This window comes from Bradyrhizobium lablabi (assembly GCF_900141755.1).
Lineage (GTDB): Bacteria > Pseudomonadota > Alphaproteobacteria > Rhizobiales > Xanthobacteraceae > Bradyrhizobium > Bradyrhizobium lablabi_A.
The window spans coordinates 435,111-454,079 of the sequence record NZ_LT670844.1 but is presented as its reverse complement, the minus strand read 5'-3'; the positions used below and the strand labels follow the sequence as shown (position 1 = coordinate 454,079).

The 18,969-nt window shown below is 61.8% G+C and carries 21 protein-coding genes; 15 read left to right on the top strand and 6 right to left on the bottom strand.

Going from position 1 to position 18,969, the window contains the following annotated elements; all coding sequences use genetic code 11:
- The first annotated feature begins 1 nt into the window (after position 1).
- The 14 genes from B5526_RS02135 to B5526_RS02070 all read left to right on the top strand — a co-directional run bounded on the left by B5526_RS02135 (position 2) and on the right by B5526_RS02070 (position 14,382).
- A complete protein-coding gene (locus tag B5526_RS02135; protein WP_079536494.1) occupies positions 2 to 970 on the top strand; it encodes a branched-chain amino acid ABC transporter permease in 969 nt (322 codons plus the stop codon).
- Between the two features lie 156 nt (positions 971 to 1,126).
- Entirely contained in the window at positions 1,127 to 1,771 is a 645-nt protein-coding gene (locus tag B5526_RS02130) for a DUF47 domain-containing protein (protein WP_079536492.1), read from the top strand.
- Positions 1,772 to 1,785: 14 nt separating this feature from the next.
- Positions 1,786 to 2,799, top strand: a complete 1,014-nt coding sequence (locus B5526_RS02125; RefSeq protein ID WP_079536491.1) for an inorganic phosphate transporter — start codon at positions 1,786 to 1,788, stop codon at positions 2,797 to 2,799.
- A 97-nt stretch (positions 2,800 to 2,896) separates the two neighbouring features.
- Positions 2,897 to 4,516, top strand: a complete 1,620-nt coding sequence (locus tag B5526_RS02120; protein WP_079536489.1) for a peptide chain release factor 3 — start codon at positions 2,897 to 2,899, stop codon at positions 4,514 to 4,516.
- 276 nt (positions 4,517 to 4,792) lie between these two features.
- On the top strand, positions 4,793 to 5,518 hold the full coding sequence (locus B5526_RS02115; RefSeq protein WP_079536488.1) for a crotonase/enoyl-CoA hydratase family protein: 726 nt from the start codon (positions 4,793 to 4,795) through the stop codon (positions 5,516 to 5,518).
- 58 nt (positions 5,519 to 5,576) lie between these two features.
- Positions 5,577 to 6,134, top strand: coding sequence for a TetR/AcrR family transcriptional regulator (locus tag B5526_RS02110; protein ID WP_079536486.1), 558 nt, complete (start codon positions 5,577 to 5,579; stop codon positions 6,132 to 6,134).
- A gap of 131 nt (positions 6,135 to 6,265) precedes the next feature.
- On the top strand, positions 6,266 to 6,829 hold the full coding sequence (locus B5526_RS02105; RefSeq protein WP_433994678.1) for a hypothetical protein: 564 nt from the start codon (positions 6,266 to 6,268) through the stop codon (positions 6,827 to 6,829).
- Between the two features lie 224 nt (positions 6,830 to 7,053).
- Entirely contained in the window at positions 7,054 to 7,638 is a 585-nt protein-coding gene (locus B5526_RS02100; RefSeq protein ID WP_079536485.1) for an NnrU family protein, read from the top strand.
- Between the two features lie 2 nt (positions 7,639 to 7,640).
- Positions 7,641 to 8,465 (top strand): 3-methyl-2-oxobutanoate hydroxymethyltransferase, encoded by an 825-nt coding sequence (gene panB, locus B5526_RS02095; RefSeq protein ID WP_079536483.1) that lies wholly within the window; start codon positions 7,641 to 7,643, stop codon positions 8,463 to 8,465.
- Positions 8,466 to 8,477: 12 nt separating this feature from the next.
- Entirely contained in the window at positions 8,478 to 10,082 is a 1,605-nt protein-coding gene (locus B5526_RS02090; protein WP_079536481.1) for a class I adenylate-forming enzyme family protein, read from the top strand.
- Between the two features lie 195 nt (positions 10,083 to 10,277).
- The gene (locus tag B5526_RS02085; protein WP_079536479.1) at positions 10,278 to 10,931 is read left to right on the top strand and encodes a tetratricopeptide repeat protein; all 654 of its coding nucleotides are present in this window, start codon (positions 10,278 to 10,280) and stop codon (positions 10,929 to 10,931) included.
- A 36-nt stretch (positions 10,932 to 10,967) separates the two neighbouring features.
- On the top strand, positions 10,968 to 11,558 hold the full coding sequence (locus B5526_RS02080) for a hypothetical protein (protein WP_079536477.1): 591 nt from the start codon (positions 10,968 to 10,970) through the stop codon (positions 11,556 to 11,558).
- A 182-nt stretch (positions 11,559 to 11,740) separates the two neighbouring features.
- Positions 11,741 to 13,126: a ribosome biogenesis GTPase Der gene (gene der, locus B5526_RS02075; RefSeq protein ID WP_079536475.1), complete on the top strand. Its 1,386-nt coding sequence runs from the start codon at positions 11,741 to 11,743 to the stop codon at positions 13,124 to 13,126.
- Entirely contained in the window at positions 13,123 to 14,382 is a 1,260-nt protein-coding gene (locus B5526_RS02070) for a TCR/Tet family MFS transporter (protein ID WP_079536473.1), read from the top strand. The genes der and B5526_RS02070 overlap by 4 nt, the downstream gene beginning before the upstream one ends.
- Before the next feature lie 409 nt (positions 14,383 to 14,791).
- On the opposite strand, the gene B5526_RS02065 is transcribed toward B5526_RS02070, so the two are convergent.
- The 5 genes from B5526_RS02065 to B5526_RS02060 form a co-directional block, all read right to left on the bottom strand.
- Positions 14,792 to 15,124: a hypothetical protein gene (locus B5526_RS02065; RefSeq protein ID WP_079536471.1), complete on the bottom strand. Its 333-nt coding sequence runs from the start codon at positions 15,122 to 15,124 to the stop codon at positions 14,792 to 14,794.
- 273 nt (positions 15,125 to 15,397) lie between these two features.
- Positions 15,398 to 15,562, bottom strand: a complete 165-nt coding sequence (locus B5526_RS37310) for a hypothetical protein (protein ID WP_154071085.1) — start codon at positions 15,560 to 15,562, stop codon at positions 15,398 to 15,400.
- 839 nt (positions 15,563 to 16,401) lie between these two features.
- Positions 16,402 to 16,527 (bottom strand): hypothetical protein, encoded by a 126-nt coding sequence (locus tag B5526_RS39360; RefSeq protein WP_283807594.1) that lies wholly within the window; start codon positions 16,525 to 16,527, stop codon positions 16,402 to 16,404.
- A gap of 30 nt (positions 16,528 to 16,557) precedes the next feature.
- Positions 16,558 to 16,689 carry a hypothetical protein gene (locus B5526_RS39355; protein ID WP_283807593.1) on the bottom strand — a complete coding sequence of 44 codons (132 nt, stop codon included), beginning with the start codon at positions 16,687 to 16,689 and terminating at the stop codon, positions 16,558 to 16,560.
- An 82-nt stretch (positions 16,690 to 16,771) separates the two neighbouring features.
- The gene (locus tag B5526_RS02060) at positions 16,772 to 17,278 is read right to left on the bottom strand and encodes a YybH family protein (RefSeq protein WP_197688405.1); all 507 of its coding nucleotides are present in this window, start codon (positions 17,276 to 17,278) and stop codon (positions 16,772 to 16,774) included.
- A gap of 49 nt (positions 17,279 to 17,327) precedes the next feature.
- On the opposite strand from B5526_RS02060, the gene B5526_RS02055 reads away from it, so the two are divergent.
- Entirely contained in the window at positions 17,328 to 17,582 is a 255-nt protein-coding gene (locus B5526_RS02055) for an ATP-dependent Clp protease adaptor ClpS (RefSeq protein WP_079536470.1), read from the top strand.
- Positions 17,583 to 17,697: 115 nt separating this feature from the next.
- Here the strand turns inward: B5526_RS02055 and B5526_RS02050 are convergent, their stop codons facing one another.
- The gene (locus B5526_RS02050; RefSeq protein ID WP_079536468.1) at positions 17,698 to 18,924 is read right to left on the bottom strand and encodes an ABC transporter substrate-binding protein; all 1,227 of its coding nucleotides are present in this window, start codon (positions 18,922 to 18,924) and stop codon (positions 17,698 to 17,700) included.
- Between the last annotated feature and the right edge of the window lie 45 nt (positions 18,925 to 18,969).

The following is an 18,969-nucleotide window of genomic DNA, read 5'->3' as shown; positions in this document are numbered from 1 at the left end:
TATGACGGCGATGACCGACGATACAATCCCGGTGACACCGCGCACCATCCGCGACGAGATGATCGCGTTCGGCATCATGACGGCGCTGTTGATGGCCGTGCCGGTGAGCGGCATCTACCCGTTCTTCGTCATGCAGGCGCTGTGCTTTGCGCTGCTGGCGTGTGCCTTCAACCTTTTGATCGGCTACGGCGGATTATTGTCGTTCGGTCACGCGATGTTTCTGGGCACCGCGGGCTATGTCTCGGCGCACGCATTGAAGGTCTGGGGCTTGTCCCCCGAACTTGGAATTCTGGCCGGCACCGCTGCTGCCGCAGCGCTTGGCGTCATCACCGGCGTCGTCGCGATCCGCCGCCAGGGCATCTATTTCGCGATGATCACGCTCGCGCTATCGCAGCTTTTGTATTTCATCTATGTGCAGGTGCCGTTCACCCATGGCGAGGACGGTATCCAGGGCGTTCCGCAGGGTTACCTGTTCGGAATTTTCAACCTCGCCAACCCGACGATCCTTTACTACGTCGTTCTCGCTGGCTTCCTGTTCGGCTTTTTGGTGATCTTCCGTACCATCAACTCGCCGTTCGGCGAGGTGCTGAAAGCTATTCGTGAGAACGAGCCTCGCGCGATCTCGCTCGGCTACAAGACCGATCAGTACAAGCTGCTAGCTTATATCCTGTCGGGAACGCTGGCAGGATTGGCCGGCGCGCTGAAGGTGTTCGTCGCGCAAAATGCATCATTGACGGACGTTGAAGTGGCGATGTCCGGGCAAATCGTGCTGATGACGCTGGTCGGCGGGCTCGGCACCGTGTTCGGACCGGTGGTCGGGGCTTTTGTCATTATCGCCATGCAGCAGTACCTAGCAGGGTTCGGCCAATGGGTGACGGTGATCCAGGGCGCGATCTTCGTGATCTGCGTGCTGACATTCCGCCGCGGCGTGATCGGCGAGATCGCGCATTATTTCCGCCGCTCGCTTTGAGCGGAACGAAATCCAGAGCATTTTCTTGCCCTTATAAAGCAGTGGATGACCGGTTTCGCGGGCCGTGTGCGGCGCGCTTTCCCGCCGGAATGGTTTATGACAGTTATGTGACAGGCGATTCCGGCCGGCCATTTCCGCTGACAATGGACATTTCAGATGCTGCGTTGGTTCCGCGCTTTTCTCCCGAGGGAGGAACGGTTTTTCGACCTGTTCGCCCGCCATGCCGAGACCGTGCTGCAGGGCGCGCTGGCGTTGCAGGAGATGCTGCGCGGCGGCGATGAGACGCCGGTGTTCTGCCAGCGCGTCAACCAGTACGAGAACGACGCCGACAGCATCACCCGCGAGGTGCTCACCGCGGTACGGCGGACGTTCATCACCCCGTTCGACCGCGGCGATATCAAGAACCTGATCACCTCGATGGACGACGCCATCGACCAGATGCAGCAGACCGCGAAAGCCGTCATCCTGTTCGAGGTCCGCACTTTCGAGCCGCCGATGCGGGAAATGGGTACGCTACTGGTCGAATGCGCCAATCTCGTCGGCCGCGCGCTGCCGCTCTTGAAATCGATCGGCAACAACGTCTCGATGCTGACCGCGATCACCGAGGAATTGACCAAGCTCGAAGGGCGCGTCGACGATCTCCACGACATCGGGCTGAAGGAGCTCTTCCTCAAGCACCGCAACGCCAACACGATGGATTACATCGTCGGCGCCGAGATCTACGACCATCTCGAGAAAGTCGCCGATCGTTTCGATGACGTTGCCAATGAGATCAACTCAATCGTGATCGAACAGGTATAGGGCAGGGCCGCGCAGTGGACGCCACGCTTGGTCTTCCGATACTGGCCGGATTGATCGCGGTCGCGCTCATGTTCGACTTCCTCAACGGATTGCACGACGCCGCCAATTCGATTGCGACGATCGTGTCGACCCGGGTGTTGCGGCCGCAATACGCCGTGTTCTGGGCGGCGTTCTTCAACTTCGTCGCCTTTGCCGTGTTCGGGCTCAATGTCGCGCACACCATCGGCACCGGGATCGTCGAGCCGAGCGTAATTGATACGCAAGTGATCTTCGCCGCCCTGGTCGGCGCCATCGTCTGGAACCTGATCACCTGGGGTTTGGGCATCCCATCCTCCAGTTCGCACGCCCTGATCGGCGGACTGGTCGGCGGCGGCATGGCAAAGGCCGGGCTTTCGGCCGCGGTCTGGAGCGGGCTCACCAAAACCCTGCTCGCGATCGTGCTGTCGCCGCTGCTCGGATTTGTGCTGGCGCTGGTGCTGGTCGTGATCGTGTCCTGGGCCTCGGTGCGCTCGACGCCGTTCGCGGTCGATCGCGCCTTCCGCATCCTGCAATTCGTCTCGGCATCGCTATATTCGCTCGGCCATGGCGGCAACGACGCGCAGAAGACCATGGGCATCATCGCGGTGCTGCTTTATTCGCAAGGCTATCTCGGCACCGAATTTTTCGTGCCGTTCTGGGTGGTGTTGTCCTGCCAAGCGGCAATGGCGCTGGGCACGTTGATGGGCGGCTGGCGGATCGTCCGCACCATGGGCCTGCGCATCACAAAACTGACGCCGATGCAGGGATTTTGCGCCGAGACCGGCGGCGCGGCGACACTGTTCATCGCGACCTGGCTCGGAGTTCCGGTCTCGACCACCCATACCATCACCGGCGCCATCGTCGGTGTCGGCGCTGCGCGGCGGGCCTCGGCGGTGCGCTGGAACGTCGCGAGCACGATCGTCTATGCCTGGGTGATCACGATCCCCGCGTCTGCCGGCATCGCGGCGCTGGCCTATTGGGTGGTGTCGCTGGTGTCCAAAGTGCCCTGACAAGCTCCCTGATTGGCGTTCGTCCGCGCCATTCCTATATGTAACAGGCCGAAAACTCCCTTGATCCAGCCACCTTTCCCTGCCAAACGCTGCCGCCATGTCCGACCTCGCCATCGCAACCGAATCACCGTCCCGCTCGCCGCTTGCCCAGGAAGTGGCGCGGCGCCGGACCTTTGCGATCATCTCCCATCCCGACGCCGGCAAGACCACGTTGACCGAAAAGCTCTTGCTGTTCGGCGGCGCCATCAATCTCGCAGGCCAGGTCAAGGCCAAGGGCGAGCGCCGCAACACCCGTTCCGACTGGATGAAGATCGAGCGCGAGCGCGGCATCTCGGTCGTCACCTCGGTGATGACCTTCGAGTTCGAGGGCCTCGTGTTCAATTTGCTCGACACGCCGGGCCACGAGGACTTTTCCGAAGACACCTATCGGACGCTGACCGCGGTCGATTCCGCCGTGATGGTGATCGATGCCGCCAAGGGCATCGAGGCGCGAACGCGAAAGCTGTTCGAGGTGTGTCGTCTGCGCGATATCCCGATTATCACCTTCATCAACAAGATGGACCGCGAGAGCCGTGACACGTTTGATCTCCTGGATGAGATCGAAAAGACGCTGGCGCTCGACACTACGCCGATGACCTGGCCGGTCGGCCGCGGCCGCGATTTCCTCGGCACCTATGATGTCGTGAGCGGCGGCGTGCGCCTGCTCGAGGGCGGCGGCGCCAAAACAGGCGCGGCGCAACAGATCGACATTTCCGAACTTGCCGGCCGCAATGCCAACCTTGACGTCGCCGCGGTCAAGGATGAACTGGCGCTGGTATCCGAAGCCTGCAAGCCGTTCGAACTCGCTGCGTTTCGCGAGGGCCATTTGACGCCGGTCTATTTCGGTAGCGCGCTGCGCAACTTTGGCGTCGGCGATCTCCTGGAAGGCCTCGGCCGCTTCGCGCCGCCGCCGCGCGCGCAGGACTCCAACCTGCGCAAGGTCGAGGCCGCGGAGCCGCGCATGAGCGCGTTCGTGTTCAAGATCCAGGCCAATATGGACCCGAACCACCGCGACCGCATTGCGTTCGCGCGGCTGTGCTCGGGCAAACTCGCCCGCGGCATGAAGGCAAAGCTGGTGCGCACCGGCAAGAACATGTCGCTCTCGAGCCCGCAATTCTTCTTCGCGCAGGACCGCGCCCTGGCCGATGAGGCGTTTGCCGGCGACGTCGTCGGCATTCCCAATCACGGCACGTTGCGGATCGGCGACACCCTGACCGAAGGCGAGGACCTAACCTTTGTGGGCGTTCCCAGTTTTGCCCCGGAGATCGTCCGCCGCGTCCGGCTCACCGACGCGATGAAGGCGAAGAAACTGAAAGAAGCCTTGCAGCAGATGTCGGAGGAGGGCGTGGTGCAGGTTTTCCGCCCGCGCGACGGCGCGCCCGCGCTGGTCGGCGTGGTCGGCCCGCTGCAGCTCGACGTGCTGAAAGCCCGGCTCGACGCCGAATATTCGCTTCCCGTGGAATTCGAGGTCTCGGAATTTCAGCTGGCGCGCTGGATTTCATCCGACGACCGCAAGAAACTCGACGCCTTCATCGCCGCCAACGGCTCCGGCGTCGCCGACGACGTCGATGGCGATCCGGTGTTCCTGGCCAAGAACGAATTTTACCTCGGCTACACCAAAGAACGCGCCGAGGGCATCAATTTTTCCAGCATCAAGGACGTGAAGAGGAAGGCGTGAGCGGGCCGGTGGGTCGATGCCTCGCGCCAGTCTCTCAATTCGTCATGGCCGGGCTTGACCCGGCCATCCGCGTCTTTGTCACCAAGAAAGCAAGCAAGCAAGACGTGGATCACCGGGACAAGCCCGGTGATGACGCCAAATATGTGGTGGCATTCCCGCGACACCCATGCGCGCCGCGGATGCCTCATGCGGCTGCTCTCCCGGAAAAGCTCCTTGAACCTGCCGCTCAACCAGTAAAGTATCCAATGGATGCTTTTATCAATCGAGGAGCCCGCAATGCCAGATCTCGTCACCTATTCCCGTTCCGGCCCCGTCGGCACCATCGTGATGGACGACGGCAAGGCCAATGTGATGTCGCTGAAAATGCTGAACGCGCTGCATGCCGCGTTCGACCAGGCCGAACGGGACAAGACGGTCGCGATCCTGAAAGCGCGCGGAAAGCATTTTTCTGGCGGGTTCGATCTCAACGTATTCGCCAAGGGCAGCGCCGAGGAGCAATATCTGATGGTCAAGGCCGGTGCGGAGCTCGCGCTGCGCATCCTGTCGTTTCCGACGCCCGTGGTCGCGGCCTGCCAGGGCAACGCGTTCCCGATGGGGGCGTTCCTGATCATGTCCTGCGATCACCGCATTGCCGCCGAGGGCGACTACCGGATCGGCATGAACGAGGTCGCGATCGGGCTCACGGTGCCGCGTTTTGCCATCGAGATCGCCCGGCAGCGGCTGACGCCGGCCTATTTCAGCCGGGTTGTGATGACCGCGGAGATGTTCGGTCCAATGGAAGCGGTCACCGCCGGCTTCTTCGACCGCGTCGTTCCGGCCGACGAGCTCGAGCGCAGCGCGGAGGAGGCGGCCCGGGCGCTAAGCACGCTCAACATGCCGGCCCACGCTGCCACCAAGGCACGGGCGCGCGGCGCTGTGATAAAAATGATCCGCGCCATGATCGACGAGGACATCACCCCACAATACGGTGAAGACCGGGTGGTGAGCCGCGCGTCGGCTTGAGGGGAGCGGCTGGCGCCGCGGCGGTGGTGTTTTGGCCGCCGCCTTTGTATGAAGGCGCATGAATTCAAAACCGCGCCGGGCCACCTATCGACATGGCAATTTGCAAACAGCGGCCTTGAAGGCCGCCTATGGTCTGGTGGCGAAAGTCGGCCATGAGCGCTTGAGCTTGCGCGAGGTCGCCGACGCCGTCGGCGTCGCGCACCGCTCGCTCTACAACCATTTTGGGGATCGCGAGGCGCTGTTGGATGCGGTCGCGACCGAGGCCTATACGCGGCTCGCAGGCCGGCTGAAGAAAGCACAGACGCCGGAAGACTACACCGCGATTTATATCCGCTTCGCGCTCGCCAACCGCGCGATCTTCGCGCTGATGGCGAGCCGGCCGCACGCCACCATGAAGTACAATCCGCCACTGCAGACCGCCGTGCACAAAGTCATCACCGAGGCGATGCGGATTTTCTGTGCCGATATCGAAACGCCGGCGGCGCGGCGGCGCGCGGTGATGAAGATCTATATCACGCTCTATGGCGGCATCTCGCTTTATGCCGCCGGCGTGCTCGACCAGCCCAGCGAAAAGGCGCTGATCGCGGAACTTTCAGCGATGAACGCGGGGATGTGAACGCCGCCGGCCTTGATGCCGTCGGGCCGGCGCATCATTTTAACAACATCAATTTGGGTTGTGGGCCTTTTGGGACTGGTTTCATGCTGCCGCGCATTGTCATCTGCCTCATCATTGCTATTGCAGCCACAATGGCCGCCGCAACCGCCGAGGCCCGGCCGCGGCATCAGATCAATCCCATACCGTTCTCCCATTCGCCCTGCAGCGTGCTGGATGGACGGCCGTGCACGCCCTACTTCTGCAGCGTGTTCAATCACGGGCCCTGCATTCCCGAGATCGATTATCCCTATGGGGAAAACCTGCAGCTCACGGTTCAAAGCGTGCCGCCGCAAAACGATGCAGATAAGTACAAAAAGCCCGACCACGATCTCAACACCATCGGCGATCTCTTTGCGGCACTGCGGTCCTGCTGGACACCGCCGCCGGCCGACGCCGCGCGGGAGGGCATGCAGATGTCGGTCCGCTTCAGTTTCAAGCGTTCCGGTGAGATGATCGGGACGCCGCGCATGACGTACTTCACCGAGGGCGCCTCACCAGACACCCGCGCCACCTACCTGAAGGCGATCAATGCATCGCTCGATGCCTGTACGCCGATGAAATTTACCGGCGACCTCGGCGGCGCGCTGGCCGGCCGGCCGATCGCGATCCGCTATGTCGACAATCGCGAATTGGGCAAGCAATCCGGAACGCCGTGAACAAAGCCGTCATTCCGGGGCGCGCGTGAAACGCGCGAACCCGGAATCTCGAGATTGGCTTGCGTGCCTCCAATTTCGAGATTCCGGGTCTGGCCCTTCGGGCCATCCCGGAATGACGGCGGTTAGAACGGATAGCTTGCGCGCATTTTGGCGCATTGCACTTTAAGCCCTTAAAGTGATACCCGAAGCAGACAAAAAGCCGGCCCTGCAGCGGAGGAAACATCATGGGTCTAGCGGTGATGATCCTGGGCCTGGTGCTGTTCTTCGGCGTCCACACGCTCACGACAAGGCGCGAACAGCGCGCGCGGCTGATCGCGCAATGGGGCGAGGGTCCCTACAAGATCGGCTACGCGCTGGTTTCGCTCGCGGGCCTCGCGCTGATCGTCTGGGGTTTTGCCCATTATCGCGCAGCCGAGCGGATCGACCTCTGGTATCCGCCGAGATGGCTCAAGCACGTCACCGTGGCCCTGATGCTGCCGGCCGTCATTCTGGTCGTGGCCGCCTATATCCGCGGCCGCATCTACACGGTCGTAAAACATCCGCTGCTGTCGGGGGTAAAATTGTGGGCGGCGGCGCATTTGCTGGCCAATGGCGATCTCGGCGGCATCATCCTGTTCGGCTCGTTCCTGGGCTGGGCGGTGTTCGACCGCATCTCGCTGAAACGTCGGACCGATGCGGGCGGGCCGCCAATTCCGGTGGGCGGTCCCGTCAACGATCTGATCGCAATAGCCGTCGGGATCGTCGCCTATCTGGCGCTGGCGTTTGCGTTCCATCCCGTCGTGATCGGCGTTCCCGTCGTCGGAGGATAAAAATGTCTGTCCAATCCACCATCAAGCGCAAGACCGCGCCCGATATCCGCGCCCGCAAGAATGGCGAGCCGATCGTGATGCTGACGTCGTATCACGCCCATACCGCGGCATTGGTCGACCGCCATTGCGACGTCATTCTGGTCGGCGATTCCTTAGGGAATGTGATGCACGGTTTTGAGACCACGGTGCCGGTGACGCTCGACATGATGATCCTGCAGGGCCGCGCCGTCATGCGCGGCTCGCAGCATGCGCTGGTCGTGGTCGACATGCCCTTCGGCTCGTATGAGGCCTCGAAAGAGCAGGCGTTTCATTCCGCGGCGAGAATCCTGAAAGAAACCCATTGCGGTGCCGTCAAACTCGAAGGTGGCGAGCGGATGGCCGAGACCGTCGCGTTTCTGGTCGAGCGCGGCATTCCCGTGATGGGCCATATCGGCCTGACGCCGCAGTCGATCAACACGCTCGGCTCGTTTCGTGCCCAGGGCCGCGAGGAGGGAAGCTGGGAGCCGATCGAGAACGACGCGAAAGCGATTTCCGAGGCCGGCGCATTCTCGATCGTGATCGAGGCGGTCGCAGAACCATTGGCACGCAGGATCACCGAGACGATCGCCATCCCCACCATCGGCATCGGCGCCAGTGCGGCCTGCGACGGCCAGGTATTGGTGCTGGAGGACATGCTGGGCTTGTCGCCACGGACGCCGAAATTCGTTCGCCGCTATGGCGAACTCGGCCCGATGATCGAGGCCGCGATCGAGGGTTATGCCAGGGACGTGCGCTCGCGCGCCTTTCCAGGTCCGGAGCATGTTTACGGCATGAAGACCAAGAGTTGAGCGAGGCGAACGATGGACTGGTCGCATTATTCGATTCCCGCCATGCAGCTTGAGGCCCGCTTCGGCGACCGCCTGGTGCCGGCGTTTTGCGAGCGGTCGAACACCATCTGGGCGATGGTTGCGGAGGCGGCATCGAAAAATCCGGACGGCGAGGCGCTGATTTGCGGCGACCGCCGGCTGACATGGCGCGACGTCGCGCAACAATCGGCCCGCGTGGCGGCGGGCTTGCGAAAACTCGGCCTGCAACGGGGCGATCGCGTCGCGCTTTTACTCGGCAACCGCATCGAATTCGCGCTCGCGATGTTCGGCGCAGCCCATCTCGGCCTGGTGACGGTTGTGCTGAGCACCCGGCAGCAGAAGCCGGAAATCGCCTACGTCCTGACCGACAGCGGCGCGAGCCTTTTGATCCATGAGGCAACGCTGGCCGATCGCGTGCCCGATGCCCGCGACATCCCCGACCTGAAGCACAAGATTTCGGTCGATGATGAAGCGCGCGCGTCGCAATTTTCCGATCTGGTCGAAAATGATGCACTGGGCGAGCCTGCGGAGGTCGGCGAACAGGACACCGCGCTCATTCTTTATACCTCCGGCACCACCGGCCGGCCCAAAGGCGCGATGCTCGCGCATTGCAACGTCATCCATTCCGCGATGATATTCGCGTCCTGTCTTGAGATCACCGTGGCGGACCGTTCGATCGCCGCGGTGCCGCTGGCGCATGTCACCGGCGTAGTCGCCAACATCATGACCATGGTCCGTTGCGCGGGCGCCTTGATCATCATGGCCGAATTCAAGGCGGCGGAATATTTGAAGGTCGCCGCGCGCGAGCGTGTCACTTACACGGTGATGGTGCCGGCGATGTACAATCTCTGCCTCCTGCAGCCGGATTTCGACAGCTACGATCTGTCGAGCTGGCGCATCGGAGGCTTTGGCGGCGCGCCGATGCCGGTCGCCACGATCGAAAAACTGGACACCAAGATCCCGGGTCTGAAGCTTGCGAATTGCTACGGCTCGACCGAGACCACGTCGCCCTCGACCATCATGCCGGGCGAGTTGACCGCGGCCCATCTCGACAGTGTCGGCCTGCCATGTCCCGGCGCGCACATCATCGTCGTCGACACTGAGGGCCGCGAATTGCCGCGCGGCGAGATCGGCGAGATCTGGATTCACGGCGCATCTGTCATCAAAGGCTATTGGAATAATCCGAAGGCGACGGCGGAAAGCCTTACCGGCGGCTTCTGGCACTCCGGCGATCTCGGTTCGATCGACAAAGAAAATTTCGTCCGCGTGTTCGATCGCCAGAAGGACATGATCAACCGCGGCGGACTCAAGATCTATTCCGCCGAGGTCGAATCGGTGCTGGCCGGCCATCCCGGCGTGGTCGAGAGCGCGATTATTGCAAAGCCGTGCCCGGTGCTCGGCGAGCGGGTTCATGCGGTCATCGTGACCCGCAACCGCGAGGTCAGGGCCGAGGCGCTGCGCGCCTGGTGCGCCGAGCGGCTGTCGGACTACAAGGTCCCGGAGACGATCGATCTCACCACCGAACCCTTGCCGCGCAACGCCAATGGCAAGGTGATGAAGCGGCAATTGCGGGAAACCTGGGCCGCCGCGCACTTGTAGTTCCGCCGAAAAATGCCCAGTTATGCCGTGGCTGGGCCTCGCCCCGGCCTTGTCCAGCAGCGTTAACGCTTTGAGCCGGCTGGCTTTGCCTTGCCAACGCCATATCGCTAGGGTATCGCCGCCGCCACGCGGGGGCAGGCTGGGCGCGGCATGCCGGTCTGCATTTTAAGTCCTTCGGGGATGGGATTACCTTAAGTGTCTGAATTATTTGACGAAGTCGACGAGGATGTCCGTCGCGACCAGCTCAAGAAGCTGTGGGACCAGTATTCGATCTATATCGTCGCCGCCGCGCTTCTGATCATCGCCGCGGTGGGCGGCTGGCGTGGCTATCAGTATATCGAGGCCCAGAAAGCCGCCGAGGCGGGGGCGGCCTTCGACAAGGCGGTCGAGCTCTCGGAAGCGAACAAGCATTCCGAGGCCGAGGCGGCATTTAACGAGCTGGCGGCGAAAGCGCCGTCCGGCTACCGCATGCTGGCGCGGCTACGGGCGGCTGCGGAAGTCGCAACCCGCGATCCGAAGGCGGCGGCGAAATTATACGACGATACCGCTGCCGACCGCAGCATCGGTGCGACGGCGCAGGAACTGGCAAAAATCCGCGCGGCCGAGTTGCTGGTGGATAGTTCGAGCTATCCCGACATGCTGCAGCGTCTCGAGCCTGCGACCGTGCCCGGCGCCACCTATCGCCACACCGCGCGCGAACTGCTCGCGCTGTCGGCCTTGCGCGCCGGCGATAACGCAGCGGCGCGGCAGTGGCTCGATCTGATTGCCAATGACGGCGAGACGCCGCCCAGCCTGCGCTCGCGTGCCGAGGCCCTGCAAGCGTTGCTTCCGCCGGTCGCCAAGAGCTGACGGCCCTTAGGAAACGAGTTGAGTGAGACACCGACCATGCGCCGTTCGCAACGTCTGATCGCCGCTGCCGTCCTGATCGCATTGTCGGGCGCGCTGGCCGGCTGCTCGAGCGGCGGCTTCGATCCGAGCGATCTGTTGGACTGGCTCGACACCAAGAAAAAGCTGCCCGGCGAGCGCAAGCCGGTATTCCCCGACGGCGTACCGGGCCTCGAGCAGGGCGTGCCGAAGGATTTGTACAAGGGCAATGTCGAACAGCAGCAGCAGCAGATCGACCAGCAAAATGCCCAGGCCGGGGGCGCCGTGCCGCCTCCGCCGCCCGAACAGCCGAAATCAAAGCGCAACGCGAAATCCAAGAGCAAGCAGCCGGCGACCGCCAGCAACGCTCCCGTGCAGCCGGCCGCCGCCGAGCCTGACGGCGAGGCCGTGCCGGAGGAAGACGGCTCGACCGCCGCGCCGCCCGCGCCGAAGCCGAAGAAGATCGCGCGCAAGCGGACCACCGCGCCGCCGCCCGATCAGACGGCCGGCCAGCCGGCCCAGGCCACGCAATCGGGGCAGCCTGCGCAATCGCCGCAACAATCCGCCGCGCCGTTCCCGGCCCCGATGCCGAGCGGCACCTTCACGCGCTAATTTTATCTCGTTGACCTGGGCTGCAGTCTCATAGTCTGCGCCTATTTTTCAGGAATACGCGCTAAAGCATGATCCGGAAAAGTGGGTACCGGTTTTCCGAAAAGATCATGCTCAAACAAAAAGTTAGAGCGGGATGACGATTCGAAGAAAAGTCATCGCGCTCTAAGGCGCTGGGATCCCTTATGCCCTTCACGATTGCCATCATCGGCCGGCCCAATGTCGGGAAATCGACGCTGTTCAACCGGCTGGTCGGGCAGAAGCTTGCGCTCGTCGACGACGAACCCGGCGTCACCCGCGACCGCAGGGAAGGCGAAGGCCGCCTCGGCGATCTCGAATTCACCGTGATCGATACCGCAGGGCTCGACGAGGGCGCCAAGGGCTCGCTGACCGCGCGGATGCAGGAGCAGACCGAAACCGCGATCGCTCTTGCCGACGCCCTGATGTTTGTGATCGACGCCCGCGTTGGTCTTACGCCAAACGACCGCGCCTTTGCCGATTTCGCCCGCCGCGCCAACAAGCCGGTGGTCTTGGTCGCCAATAAGAGCGAGGGCAGACACGGCGAAATCGGCGCGATGGAATCCTACGCTTTGGGGCTCGGCGATCCCGTGCAGATTTCAGCCGAGCACGGCGAGGGATTAAGCGATCTCTACGACGCGTTGCGCGGATTGATGCCGGAGCCCATCGAGGAAGCGGAAGAGTTCGACGACGACGACATTATCGAAACCGACGAGGACATTGCAAAACGGCCGATCCGCGTCGCCATTGTCGGCCGCCCCAACGCCGGCAAGTCGACGCTGATCAATCATCTGCTCGGCGAGGAGCGGCTTCTGACCAGCGCCGAAGCCGGCACCACCCGCGATTCGATTTCCGTCGAGGTCACCTGGCAGGGCCGCGAGTTTCGCGTGTTCGATACCGCTGGCTTAAGGCGGCGCTCGCGCATCGAGGAAAAGCTCGAAAAGCTTTCAGTAGCCGACGCGCTGCGCGCCATCCGCTTCGCCGAAGTCGTGGTGCTGATGATGGACGCGCAGAACAAGTTCGAGGAACAGGATCTGCGGATCGCCGACCTGATCGAGCGCGAGGGCAGGGCGCTCGTCATCGCGGTCAACAAATGGGATTTGATGGGAAGGCAATCCAGCCTGATATCGGCGCTGCGCACGGACGCCGATCACCTGCTGCCGCAGGTCAAGGGCATGCCCATCGTCGCGGTGTCCGGCCTGATGGGCGAGGGCATCGACCGCCTGATGAGCGCGGTCGAGCAGGCCTATGCGGTGTGGAACAAGCGCATTCCAACCGCTGCGCTCAATCGCTGGTTCGAGCAGGCGGTCGATGCCAATCCGCCGCCGGCGGTATCGGGCCGGCGCCTGAAACTGAATTACATCACCCAGGCGAAAGCGCGGCCGCCGAGTTTTGTGTTGTTCTGCTCGCGCGCGGACGCCGTGCCGCAATCTTACTTGCGCTATCTCGTTAATTCGTTGCGCGAATTTTTCGAGCTCCCGGGGACGCCGGTGCGGATCGCGCTGCGCGAAAAGGCCAATCCGTTCGCGCACAAGCGCAAGCGGCCGTCATGAGCGAGATCGCGCCCGAGAGCATCGTCGAAGCGCCGCCGGTCGGCGGCGCGGCGGTGGCGTTCATCTTCGTCACCATCCTGCTCGATACGCTGGCGCTGGGCCTGATCATCCCGATCCTGCCAAAACTCGTGGAAAGTTTTGTCAATAACGACACTGCGAGCGCGGCGCGCATCTTTGGCCTGTTCGGCACCGCCTGGGCGCTGATGCAGTTTTTCTTCTCGCCGATCCTGGGCGGGCTGTCGGACCGGTTTGGCCGGCGGCCGGTGGTGCTGTTGTCGAACTTTGGGCTGGCGCTGGATTATGTGCTGATGGCGCTGGCGCCGTCGCTGAGCTGGCTGTTCATCGGCCGCGTCATCTCCGGTATCACTTCGGCCAGCATCTCGACCTCGTTTGCCTATATCGCCGACATCACGGCGCCGGAAAAGCGCGCGGCGGTTTTCGGCAAGGTCGGCGCGGCGTTCGGGGCCGGCTTCATCCTCGGGCCCGCGCTCGGCGGGTTGCTTGGCGGCATGGACCCGCGGCTGCCGTTCTGGGTCGCGGCGGGTTTGAGTTTTGCCAATACGCTGTACGGCCTATTGATCCTCCCGGAGTCATTGCCGCGCGACCGGCGTGCGCGCTTCCGCTGGAAAAGCGCCAATCCGCTCGGAGCGCTGCATCTGCTCCGCGCCGACGGCGTTCTCGCTGGCCTGTCGATTGCGAATTTCTTTGCGCAGCTCGCCCATGTCGTGCTGCCCTCGGTCTTCGTGCTCTATGCGACCTATCGCTATGGCTGGGATGCGAAAACGGTCGGCCTGACGCTGGCCATGGTCGGTATCTGCGCGATGGCGGTGCAGGGTCTCGGCATCGGACCGATCGTCGCGCGTTTCGGCGAACGGCGCGCGCTGTTGTTCGGGCTTGGCTGCGGCGCCATCGGCTTTCTGATTTTCGGCACCGCGCCGACCGGCCCGCTGTTCTGGCTCGGCATTCCCGTGATGGCGTTCTGGGGCGTCTCAGGCGCGGCGATCCAGGCGCTGATGACGCAATTGGTCAAACCCGACCAGCAGGGCCAGTTGCAGGGCGCGACCACCAGCGTGCAGAGCGTGTCCCAATTGGTCGGGCCGTTCCTGTTCACGCTGACCTTTGCCTATTTCATCGGCCCGCAAGCGCCGGAAAAATTGCCGGGCGCGCCGTTCCTGCTGGCGTCGGCGCTGTTGCTGCTGGCGCTCGTCATCGCGATGCGAACACTTTGGGGGATCAAGGGTAATCCCTCATCCTGAGAGCCTGACCGGAAATGTAGCCAGCGGATACGGCGGTTACCGCCAAACTCGTCATGCCCGGGCTTGTCCCGGGCATCCACGACTTTGCGAGGGTGCAGCACGAAAGACGTGGATGGCCGGGACAAGCCCGGCCATGACGACGTCATTTTCAAGCTGTTCGAAAAGAGGCTAATCTGTTGCCGGCACGGAGTGATGTTCGTGCGTGATGCGCCAGTCGTCACCGACTTTGCGCAGTCTGGGCACAGCGCTTTCGTCATCCGGCATCGGCGACGGCCCGATGATGGGGACATTGCTCGGGACCAATCCCGCCATCGATTGTGAAGAAGCGAAGGTCAACAAGATGATAGGGTCGATCTGCCGGGGCTGTTGAGGAGGCCGTGCGTGGGCTGTTCTCGCTCCTTCGGGTAGGCTACCTCTTAGACCCAAGATAAGCGGTCCATACGGCGCTGGCTAATGTCTGCGACGTTTGCTGAGCGCATGTTTTTTCGACTTCGGCCACTATCGACGCAAAATCGATCTTCGCCTGTGCTTGATCACTTGCTGCAGCAACGTAATTGAGTCCCGTCCAGAAACCGTAGATCCAAACGGTTCCCTCTAATAAATGGTCTTGCTTAGACCGCCAGTGAGCGCAGCTCATGCCGCCTATGCCGATCATGTCGACAGAAACCTTGGCATCCTGCGCTGAGACCAGGCAGACCGGAGCGGCAAAGACCAGCACCGCAAATGAAACTCGATTTATCATGCGCCAGATCCGGGCGCCTCTCACCCGATCGGCAAAAATCGGCTGTCTTGAAGTTCTACTCATCGGGCTACCGAGCTCGAGCACTGCAGCAGAAGGCTGGCTGCTATTGCCGCGAGAAATCGATCGGAAAAGTCATGAGAGCGCATGGTGCACCTGCCTCTTGGGAAAGCTGGTCACTGTCACATTGCACAATCAAAGCGAGTCCGCGATTCCGAAAAATCAAAATCTGATTGGGAGCAACAGGGGGGGTCCGGCCATTGGCAGCTCGCGCTTTCATCCGAACAACAAAAAATCCAGAAGTGCATAGTACAAACCGCCAAATACGGGCAGCGCCATTGCGACTAGAACAACGATCCGTGCCCAGTTGACCGGTTGCTCGTAACCGTTCGCCACGCCCGCATCTCTGAGGTAGCAACGTGCAACCGACGTGTCCGCCATGCGGAAACTCCACTAAGCCCTCACTGGAACGCCGAATGAGCGTAGCTGATGTTAGGTCCACCCATCTGCTCACGCCATTAAATTGAATTTTAAAAACGCATTCATATGCGGGTCATTTGACCGATTCTGCCGTATTCGGGTCGCGGCAAGTCGCTTGCACGCGCCTTTAAGTTGCGGTTCGATAGAATGAACAAGCCTCAATCACTCATAGAAAGTGATATCGCACGGTCACATCTGTTCAAGGTTGATCGTCCGGAGAAAAACGAAAGTTGCGGGAGAAAAATAGAGAAATATCGAAACGAAAAAAATCCGCTCGCAGATCCTGCGACGGAAACGCTCGTTCGATGATCCGATCGGCAAGCGGCGATGGAAGCCTTGATCCTAGTGGCGACGTCGACCGCGCCGCTAGCCAATCCAGAACGCCCAAATAATCAGGACCGCGAGTAGCCCGACGCCGATTACGGCGACCAAGACGCCTTTTAGGAAAGCCAATGTCATCATTGATCGATTGTTCCGTGTGAGCTGAGTATAGATATCTGCCCGACCATCAAGGCGCTGCAGGCGGCCGGGCATCGAACCTGCGGGCCCATTGCAGAAGATTTCAACGCCCAAGGCCTTCCGAGGGCGCGCGGACAGGGCAAATGGTCCGCGGTACAAGTCGCGCGTTCTGGAGCGGCTTTAGCGAACTGCACACCGTTCCACGATCTCTAACCGCGTCTAGCTGAATCGTTTGTCGAAGCCGGAAAGGATGTAACAGTCATCGCGTTCGGCGCGAACTTCATATTTGCGCCCGACCACCAGCGTGTCATGCTGCAACGTTTTGTCGATGCACCGGACGATCATGGCGACACCACGCGCCGATCGATTTCGGCTTCGATGGCGCCGAATGCAATCTCGACCGGCATCAAGGTGAGCGTGACCCACCAGATGATTCCCTCGCGGGCGGCAATCAGGTAAGGCGTCATGGCGCTTCAGCTCTGTTGTTTGGATATTGGTTAGATAAGAGACAACCGGACCGTCACCATTAAAACCTTCTTCAAGTCCGGTACCGGCCTCTCGCCGATCGCGGCGGTGTTCATGTTCGCCGGCGCGCCTGTTTTGGGATGCGTGAAGGTGCGCTTGGGCATACTGGAAGAAATTCCGGTATCGACGGGGCGCCAGTGTGTCGCATTTCCCGGCGAAACGGCGTCCGCTTCGCCGGGCAATGGTCTAGTCCGTCGCCGGCACGGAGTGATGCTCGTGCGTGATGCGCCAGTCGTCACCGACTTTGCGCAGTCCGATGGTCAGCCTGAACAGGAACCCCCCTTTCTGTGGCGGGCCGCTGATCGTGGCGGAGCCGCAACGCAGGATGGCGACTGCGAAGGCGACATCGTCGCCGGCGGTAATTGCAAGCTCTTCGATGTCGAAGGCTTGCGACGGCTCGTGATACGGAAAGAAGAGATCCCAGGTTTTCCTGTATTCATCCAATCCGCGCGACTGCAGCGGCGGCGGGACGTCGAACATCACGATGTCTTGATCATGATGGGCGAGAATGCCGGACAGATCATGCCGGCGGACCGCATCCGCCCAGGCTTCGATCAGCGCTTTGATTTGGGCTTCGGCCGTTTGGTCCTGCTGCATCATGGCTCCTGCTCCCAATGTTTGGTTGACGTGCGTCCCCAGGACGAATGACCGGGCGCGTATCCGACACGCGTTGCGTGCCAAAAAGTCGAACATACCTACAGCCGGCCATAGCCCAATGGAATGACGCGGGAGGGAAACTCAAATGGCCGCCAAAGTGCTGCTATTGAACGACAACAAGACAACGATGGAATTCGTTGTTCAGGTACTGGAGAATATCTTTGGCAAGACGCGCGATGAGGCACTCAAGATGGTGCTCGAGATTCATCGCGATGGCAGCGGCATATGCGGGGTCTACGACCTCGACCGCGCATGGAACATCGCGGAGAGCGTGACCAAGCTAGCGCGACGAAATAATTATCCGTTGCGCTGCGTCGTGGAACCCGACGTGACAATTTGAATCACGACATGCTTGGCCCAGTGGGGGCTCTGCTGTGACGATAAGGCGTTATGCCCCGCACAAGGCCGGGCATAACGCTTTAGCTTCCATAGCTTCGATCTTGCTCAACTGATTGTTATTTTTTTACCAGCGGACACTCGCTCGCCTCGAGCGGCTTGGCGGCGTCTTCCGGAGAGATGGTGGCGATCAGCTTGTAATAATCCCAGGGATATTTGGATTCCTCGGGCTTCTTCACCTCGAACAGATAGGCCGGAATGATCCGCCTGCCGTCGATCCGCAGCGGGCCCTTGCCGAACAGCGGATCGTCGGTCGGGATTTCCTTCATCTTGGCGACGACCTTGGCGCCGTCATGCGGATTGCCGCCGAGCGCCTCCAGAGCCTTGAGGTAATGCAGCACGGCGGCATAGTTTCCCGCCACCGTCATCGAGGGCATCGTCCCCTTCGGCGACAGCGCCATGAAACGCTTCGACCAGGCGCGGGTCTGGTCGTTCATGTCCCAATAGAAGGATTCCGTGAACGACAGGCCTTGCGCGGTCTTCAGGCCCAGCGAATGCACGTCATTGATGAAGAGCAACAGCGCGGCGAGCTTCTGGCCGCCGGCCACGATGCCGAATTCGGATGCCTGCTTGATCGAGTTGGTGGTGTCGCCGCCGGCATTGGCGAGGCCGACGACTTTTGCTTTCGAGGCCTGCGCCTGCAGCAGGAACGAGGAAAAATCCGAGCTGTTGATCGGATGCTTGACCCCGCCGAGCACCTTGCCGCCATTGGCGGTGACGACCGCGGTGGTGTCACGCTCCAGCGCGTAACCGAAGGCGTAGTCCGACGTCAGGAAGAACCAGGTGGCGCCGCCGGCCTTGGTCAGCGCCTTACCGGTGCCGTTGGCGAGCATGTAGGTATCGAAGGTGAAGGAGACCGTGTTCGGCGTGCAGGCCTTGCCGGTCAGATCGGCGGTCGCAGCGCCCGAGTTGAGCAGCACCGCATTTTTCTCCTTGACGAGGTTGCTCACCGCCAGCGCGACGCCGGAATTCGGCGTGTCGGTGATGACGTCGACCTTGTCGACGTCGAACCATTGCCGCGCCATGTTGACGCCGACGTCCGGCTTGTTCTGGTGGTCGGCGCTGAGCACGTCGATCTTCCAGCCCTTGGCGGGCAGGCCGGAATCTTCCACCGCCATCTTGACCGCGACCACCGAATTGGGGCCGCCGATATCGGCGTAAAGGCTCGACATGTCGTTGAGCACGCCGATCTTGACGATCTTGTCCTGGGCCAAGGCCGGTGTCGCGAGCCCCAAGCCGGCGCATGCAATAAGCGCGGCATAGCGCCGCGCGCGTGTCGTCGTCATTAAATCCTCCACGTGTTAATGCCGGGCTTGCTCTCTTTTCGGAGC

Excerpts from the sequence above, each read along its gene's own strand:
- B5526_RS02135 (WP_079536494.1), top strand. The coding sequence starts at position 2 with ATGACGGCGATGACCGACGATACAATCCCGGTGACACCGCGCACCATC.
- B5526_RS02065 (WP_079536471.1), bottom strand. The coding sequence starts at position 15,124 with ATGATAAATCGAGTTTCATTTGCGGTGCTGGTCTTTGCCGCTCCGGTC.
- B5526_RS02055 (WP_079536470.1), top strand. The coding sequence starts at position 17,328 with ATGGCCGCCAAAGTGCTGCTATTGAACGACAACAAGACAACGATGGAA.
- B5526_RS02105 (WP_433994678.1), top strand. The coding sequence starts at position 6,266 with ATGGCCGCCGCAACCGCCGAGGCCCGGCCGCGGCATCAGATCAATCCC.
- B5526_RS02080 (WP_079536477.1), top strand. The coding sequence starts at position 10,968 with ATGCGCCGTTCGCAACGTCTGATCGCCGCTGCCGTCCTGATCGCATTG.
- B5526_RS37310 (WP_154071085.1), bottom strand. The coding sequence starts at position 15,562 with ATGGCGGACACGTCGGTTGCACGTTGCTACCTCAGAGATGCGGGCGTG.
- B5526_RS02060 (WP_197688405.1), bottom strand. The coding sequence starts at position 17,278 with ATGTTCGACTTTTTGGCACGCAACGCGTGTCGGATACGCGCCCGGTCA.
- B5526_RS02130 (WP_079536492.1), top strand. The coding sequence starts at position 1,127 with ATGCTGCGTTGGTTCCGCGCTTTTCTCCCGAGGGAGGAACGGTTTTTC.
- panB (WP_079536483.1), top strand. The coding sequence starts at position 7,641 with ATGTCTGTCCAATCCACCATCAAGCGCAAGACCGCGCCCGATATCCGC.
- B5526_RS02050 (WP_079536468.1), bottom strand. The coding sequence starts at position 18,924 with ATGACGACGACACGCGCGCGGCGCTATGCCGCGCTTATTGCATGCGCC.
- der (WP_079536475.1), top strand. The coding sequence starts at position 11,741 with ATGCCCTTCACGATTGCCATCATCGGCCGGCCCAATGTCGGGAAATCG.
- B5526_RS02100 (WP_079536485.1), top strand. The coding sequence starts at position 7,054 with ATGGGTCTAGCGGTGATGATCCTGGGCCTGGTGCTGTTCTTCGGCGTC.
- B5526_RS02120 (WP_079536489.1), top strand. The coding sequence starts at position 2,897 with ATGTCCGACCTCGCCATCGCAACCGAATCACCGTCCCGCTCGCCGCTT.
- B5526_RS02070 (WP_079536473.1), top strand. The coding sequence starts at position 13,123 with ATGAGCGAGATCGCGCCCGAGAGCATCGTCGAAGCGCCGCCGGTCGGC.
- B5526_RS02090 (WP_079536481.1), top strand. The coding sequence starts at position 8,478 with ATGGACTGGTCGCATTATTCGATTCCCGCCATGCAGCTTGAGGCCCGC.
- B5526_RS39355 (WP_283807593.1), bottom strand. The coding sequence starts at position 16,689 with ATGCCCAAGCGCACCTTCACGCATCCCAAAACAGGCGCGCCGGCGAAC.
- B5526_RS02110 (WP_079536486.1), top strand. The coding sequence starts at position 5,577 with ATGAATTCAAAACCGCGCCGGGCCACCTATCGACATGGCAATTTGCAA.
- B5526_RS02115 (WP_079536488.1), top strand. The coding sequence starts at position 4,793 with ATGCCAGATCTCGTCACCTATTCCCGTTCCGGCCCCGTCGGCACCATC.
- B5526_RS39360 (WP_283807594.1), bottom strand. The coding sequence starts at position 16,527 with ATGACGCCTTACCTGATTGCCGCCCGCGAGGGAATCATCTGGTGGGTC.